Source organism: Lachnoclostridium sp. MSJ-17 (assembly GCF_018918205.1).
GTDB lineage: Bacteria > Bacillota > Clostridia > Oscillospirales > Acutalibacteraceae > Ruminococcoides.
Window position 1 is genome coordinate 1 of sequence record NZ_JAHLQB010000098.1, and the last position, 5,811, is coordinate 5,811.

The 5,811-nt window shown below is 49.0% G+C and carries 7 protein-coding genes; all 7 read left to right on the forward strand.

The window, feature by feature from the left end:
- Positions 1–174: 174 nt before the first annotated feature.
- The 7 genes from KQI64_RS08470 to KQI64_RS08500 all read left to right on the forward strand — a co-directional run bounded on the left by KQI64_RS08470 (position 175) and on the right by KQI64_RS08500 (position 5,710).
- On the forward strand, positions 175–1,008 hold the full coding sequence (locus KQI64_RS08470) for a hypothetical protein (protein WP_216524258.1): 834 nt from the start codon (positions 175–177) through the stop codon (positions 1,006–1,008).
- A gap of 11 nt (positions 1,009–1,019) precedes the next feature.
- Positions 1,020–1,856, forward strand: a complete 837-nt coding sequence (locus KQI64_RS08475) for a hypothetical protein (RefSeq protein WP_216524259.1) — start codon at positions 1,020–1,022, stop codon at positions 1,854–1,856.
- A complete protein-coding gene (locus KQI64_RS08480; RefSeq protein WP_216524260.1) occupies positions 1,853–2,263 on the forward strand; it encodes a DUF3846 domain-containing protein in 411 nt (136 codons plus the stop codon). The genes KQI64_RS08475 and KQI64_RS08480 overlap by 4 nt, the downstream gene beginning before the upstream one ends.
- The gene (locus tag KQI64_RS08485) at positions 2,263–3,060 is read left to right on the forward strand and encodes a hypothetical protein (RefSeq protein WP_216524261.1); all 798 of its coding nucleotides are present in this window, start codon (positions 2,263–2,265) and stop codon (positions 3,058–3,060) included. Before KQI64_RS08480 ends, KQI64_RS08485 begins: the two co-directional genes overlap by 1 nt.
- A 15-nt stretch (positions 3,061–3,075) precedes the next feature.
- Positions 3,076–3,546: a PcfB family protein gene (locus KQI64_RS08490; protein ID WP_201427874.1), complete on the forward strand. Its 471-nt coding sequence runs from the start codon at positions 3,076–3,078 to the stop codon at positions 3,544–3,546.
- Complete coding sequence (locus KQI64_RS08495) at positions 3,543–5,384, forward strand: VirD4-like conjugal transfer protein, CD1115 family (protein WP_216524262.1); 1,842 nt, start codon at positions 3,543–3,545, stop codon at positions 5,382–5,384. The genes KQI64_RS08490 and KQI64_RS08495 overlap by 4 nt, the downstream gene beginning before the upstream one ends.
- A 185-nt stretch (positions 5,385–5,569) precedes the next feature.
- Complete coding sequence (locus KQI64_RS08500; protein ID WP_201427875.1) at positions 5,570–5,710, forward strand: Maff2 family mobile element protein; 141 nt, start codon at positions 5,570–5,572, stop codon at positions 5,708–5,710.
- Positions 5,711–5,811 lie beyond the last annotated feature (101 nt).

Below are 5,811 nucleotides of genomic sequence, written 5' to 3' on the forward strand. Positions count from 1 at the left end.
ACCGAGGAAACGCCGTCTTTGTCCGCTCCGGCGAAAAAGCCTGAACAGCTTTCTATATTCAGCGCGGATAAGCCGTCCGTACTCGGAAAACTCACGGCGGCAAAAACACCGCAAAAGGCAGTGCCGGCCACACCTTGCAAAAAGAAAAACGAGCCGGCGCTTTAGGAGGTACCAATGAGAAAAACAGGATATTACAGTGCGAATGATTGTGATTTTCTGGAAGAAGGCGAAAAGCTGAGGTTGGAGCATGATCTGCGCTTTCAGCCAAACGATAAAATACTCCTTCCTCTTGTAAACGCGTCAGATTTTGACCTATACGAGCTGCGGGCGCTTGCGGTTTCCGGTGAGAAGAAGGTTTTTGAACAGCTCAAAGAGCTTGCCGAGGTATGGGAGCAGAAAGCGTCTTTGACAATGCTGATTGACCGTGCGCTTTCATATAAAAGAGTTCCGCAGGTGGAGCACACATCGAATCAATGGCAGCAATCCCATTACCGTGACACTGAGATCGTCAGCAACATGGTTTATAAAATGTCCGTCAGCTTGCACGAGGATAATCATTATGACAATGATACCGGTCAATTTGTTTCCGATGCGTGGATTGTCACTTGGGGCGTCAGTCTGAACACGCCGGACGAATATCGTACAAAGAAAATTGCGGGTCAGGACAGAAAGCGTTTTTCAGACAAAGACGCCGCCCTCAAATACATTGACGGCAGGAAAAAGGCATACGCGCATCTTTTTACTGAAATATCGCCGCCGATCCCCGAAAGATACGCGGACAGATTTTCAAAGAACGGCTTGTTACTGCCCGGTTATGTTGTCGAAGGAAAACCGGTTTTGAGGACAGACGTAAAAGCAGTCGATTTCTTAAACGCGCTTTCCGACGGTGATTTTATGCCTGACGCGCATAAGCCCTCTGTCCTTGGCAAAATCAGCGACACAAAATCTCAGCAAAAGGCGGAACCGGCAGCCCCTTCTAAAAAGAAAAAAGAGCCGGAAATTACTTAACGGAGGTTTATTTGAGAAACGAAAAATATTACGGTGTTTTTGATTACGGTGATGAACTGACGCCCGGCAGCGAATTGAAAATCGAGCATACCGTTGTACAGGACTATTATGACAATCAAATTGATTTGGTTCCTTTTATCGGCTTGGGCTCTGAGAGCATATCAAAAGCAAGAGATCAGAGCGTTGAAGCGGAGAAAGTGATTTTTTCCAAAATCAAGGATTCGATTTGTGAATGGGAACGGCAGGCGGCTATCACTAAGACGTATGACCGCGCTTTGGAATACTTGAATACTCACGCGGTCGCGCATACGTCGAATCAATGGATTCACGAGAACTACCATGACCGTGATATGATCAGCAATATGGTTTACGAAATGACCGTATCTGTGTGGGAAGAAACCAAATACGACAGAGCAAAACAAGAATCTGTGCCTGTCGCGTGGTATGTTACGTGGGATGTGGATATGCGATCGCCAAAGCACGGCTGCTGTGTTGAGATCGCGGGTCAAAGGCGAAAGCGTTACACCGATAAAGCGGCTGCGGAAAAATATATCGAGGGTCGCAAAAAAGCCTTTGCACAGTATTTCAAAGAAATCTCACCGCCGATACCGCAGAATTACGCTGAGTATTTCAAGGTAAACGGCGTATTACTGCCCGGATATACGGTTGAAGGTCAAGCGCCTGTCCCTTCAAACAAAACCGCCGATGAGATCATCAATGAGATCAAAGGCGGCGATTGCTTGTCTAATGAAAAAAAGCCTTCCGTGCTGAAAAAGCTGACGGAGGGCAAAACCAATAACTCACCTCCCACAAAGGGAGCAAAACGGAAGGAGGAACAAAGTATATGAATGTTTTAATGGTGGAGACCGGCAAGGCGCCCTATGAAACCGAGATCGGCGACGGTCTGGAAGCGATGCAGGCCGCCGTCGGCGGAAATATTCAGGCAGTTTATCCCTATGAGGATTTGGTCGGACTTGTCTGCAATGAGGAAGGTAAGCTCGAAGGCTTGCCGCTTAACCGCGCTCTCAGAACCGAGGACGGCGAAATCTACGATATTATCGCCGGCAACTTCTTTATCTGCGGTCTCGGAGAGGAAAACTTTTGCAGTCTCTCGCCTGAACTTGCCGAGAAGTTCAAGGAGGAATTCAAGCACCCTGAAAAGTTTGTCAGGATCGCGGGTAAGATCCTCGCTGTCAAACAGCCTGTACCCGGCGACGGCGCGCCCGAAAAGCCTCAAAAGGGTCCTGAGCTGTAATGTGGATGTCGATTCAGGAGCCGTATTTGCTGATCGTGCGGCATGACGATTTCTATCCCGATCCGCGCCGTGAAGATGAAAATTTTGGAACCATGATTTGTTTTCACCGGCGTTACAGTTTGGGCGACGAACACGGTTACAAAAACTCCGACGAGCTGATCAAGGATTTGTATATCAAGGCAGCCGGCGGCGGTGAGCAGGGAGAGCAAAAGTATGAGGATTTAATGGATAGGTTCGACGTATGGCCTGTGACCTTGCAGCAAATCCAAGCTAAAAATCAGGAGCTTATGTCAGAGATTGAAAAGGCGTATGTCGTGCTGCCTGTCTATCTTCTCGACCACAGCGGGTTATCCGTCAGCACTCACAGCTTTAACGATCCGTGGGACAGCGGACAGACGGGAATCATTTTTGCTTCTTTAGATAAGGTTCGTGAGGAATACGACGTTGAGACGGTCACGCCGGAGATAAGGAGCAAAGCGGAGGATTTGCTTCGCGGCGAGGTCGAGCAGTACGACGCGTACCTGAACGGTGAGTGCTATGGCTATGAGTTGTATAAAAACGGTGAGGTCGTGGATAGCTGTTGGGGCTTTACCGGAGCTCTTGACAAGGCGTGTGAGGATATTGCCGACTATCTCCCTGACGGGTGCAGGGGTATGATAAAGGATTTATCCGAGGTCAACGATGCGCCCTCCGTTATCCAAACGCTGATGAAGCACGCGCGGATTCAGGCAGCACAGGCGGAAAAAGACCACAACCGCGAGCCGCAGCAGAAATCGCTTGACGCGGTTTTGAGTTAAGGAAGGAGGAATAATTTGCAGGAAGAAATCGACCAAAGGACTGTATCGATCACCGTTCAGGCGGCAAAGCTGTCCGGGCGGGTGCTGAAAGCCGCGATTACGGCGGCGCTTCATAAAATGCAGCAGCAGCGCCATTCCGTCAAGGTCGGGCGCAACAGTCTGAAACGGTTGGCACAGGGCGACGGCGGTATGAATACGATCGAGGTGTCAGGGCGGTTGCGCTCGTTTGAGCGTTACGCGCGGAAATATCAGATCAGGTATCACATAGAAAAAGAGGTCGGCAGCAAGCCGCCTCGCTGGACGGTATATTTCAAGGCGAATCAGGCTGACGCGCTGACCGCAGCGTTTAAGGCGTTTACCAATAAAGACCTTGACCGCAGCAAGAGACCGTCGCTGGTGGCACAGCTTCGCAAATTCAAGGAGCTTGTCAAAACTCTTGGAAAAGATCGAGTCCGCAACAAGGAGCACGGAGGTCCCGAACTCTGAACAGAAACGAAATTATCAGAAAATATATCATACCAAATTCTCCGTACCTGATTTTTGTCTGGCTGTTTTCAAAACTCGGCGAGGCTATCCGGCTCGCGCCCGGTGCTGACGCTTCCGTAAAGCTGTTTGGATTGAATCAGGGCTTTTCGGCAGCGTTCAGTCACTTTCTGCCCTCCGCGCTAATAGATGTTCTAATCGGAATAATCGGCGCGGCAGTAGTGCGGTTGATTGTATATGTCAAAAGCAAAAACGCTAAAAAGTACCGTAAGAATGTGGAATACGGCAGCGCGCGCTGGGGCACCAAAAAGGATATTGCTCCGTTTATGGACACGGACAGGTGGAATAACATTATATTGACCGCGACCGAGGGTTTAATGATGTCCGGCAGACCGAAAAATCCGGCGTTCGCCCGAAACAAGAATGTGCTGGTTGTCGGCGGTTCCGGCTCGGGCAAGACTCGTTTTTTCATCAAGCCAAATTTAATGCAAATGCACAGCTCCTATGTTATCACCGACCCGAAAGGTACGGTTTTGGTGGAGTGCGGAAAGCTGCTGCAACGCGGCGCGCCGAAACGTGATAAGAATGGAAATGTTGTGCGGAATAAGCAGGGCAAGGTCATTTATGAGCCGTATAAGATAAGGGTTTTTAATACGATCAACTTTTCAAAATCCATGCACTTTAATCCGTTCGCATATATCCATTCTGAAAAGGATATTCTGAAAATCGTCACTACGCTTATCGCCAATACCAAAGGCGAGGGCAAGGCAGGCGACGATTTTTGGGTCAAGGCGGAGACGCTGCTGTATACCGCCCTGATCGGTTACATCTATTATGAAGCGCCGGCTAATGAGCAGAATTTCGCGACGCTGGTAGAAATGCTGAACGCAATGGAGGTGCGCGAGGACGACGAGAATTTCAAAAATGCCGTTGACCTTTTATTTGACGCTTTGGAGCAGAAAGACCCCGATCACTTCGCGCTGCGACAGTATAAGAAATACAAGCTCGCGGCAGGCAAGACGGCAAAATCTATTTTGATTTCCTGCGCGTCGCGTCTGGCTCCCTTTGACATTAAAGAGGTCAGGGAGATCACCATGTATGACGAGCTGGATTTAGATAAGCTCGGCGACGAGCGGACGGCGCTGTTTCTGATCATGTCCGACACCGACGGCACCTTTGCTTTTCTTATCAGCCTGATTTATTCCATTCTGTTCAACCGACTGTGCGAGCGTGCCGACGACGTTTACGGCGGTAGGCTGCCTGTTCATGTGCGCTGCCTGATCGACGAGGCGGCGAATATCGGTCAGATCCCGAATCTGGAAAGGCTGATGGCGACGATCCGATCAAGAGAGATTTCCGCTTGCCTTGTCTTGCAGGCGCAGTCTCAGTTAAAGGCTTTGTATAAGGATAACGCCGATACCATTATAGGGAATTGTGACAGCTCATTATTTCTCGGCGGCAAGGAGGAAACCACGCTGAAAAGCTGGAACTCCCTGTTGGGCAAGGAGACGATAGACCTTTATAACGAGAGCGTCACAAAGGGCAATCAGGAGAGCCACGGGCAGAATTTCCAAAAGCTGGGCAAGGATCTGATGTCAATGGACGAGATCGCCGTCATGGACGGCGGCAAGTGCCTGTTGCAGGTTCGCGGCGTGCGGCCGTTTCTTTCCGACAAGTTTGACATCACCAAACACCCATATTATAAGTATCTGTCGGACTACGATCCGAAGAACGCTTTTAACATAGAAGATTTTTTATCGACCCACTTCAAGCCGAAAAAGGACGAGCGGTTTGTCAATTACGAAATCAGCGCCGAGGATTTGGAGCGGTATTCGGAATAAGGAGGCTGTTGTTTGAGGATAAGGGATTCTCCCTGAAAAACTACATCATTCATTTGTTACCGCCGTTCAAACAGTAACGGGCGGTATTTTTATTTCAAATACATTCTAACACACAATTTCACTCAATTACAAGTCAATTTACAGTCATTGACAAAACTAAATCTAAATCAAACAGGAGGAATTTAATGGGCTTTTTTTCAAACGCAATCAATACGCTTCAAATTCTTGTTATTGCGCTGGGTGCGGGTCTCGGCGCGTGGGGCGTCGTTAATCTTTTGGAGGGCTACGGCAACGACAATCCCGGCGCGAATGCTCATGTACGGTAAGGAAGCAAGCAACCGAAAACAAGAGATAGACCGCCAGCACTACACTATTCCGAACCAAAGACCAAAAGATAAGCATTGTGGGAAAATCTAAACTTTTGGAT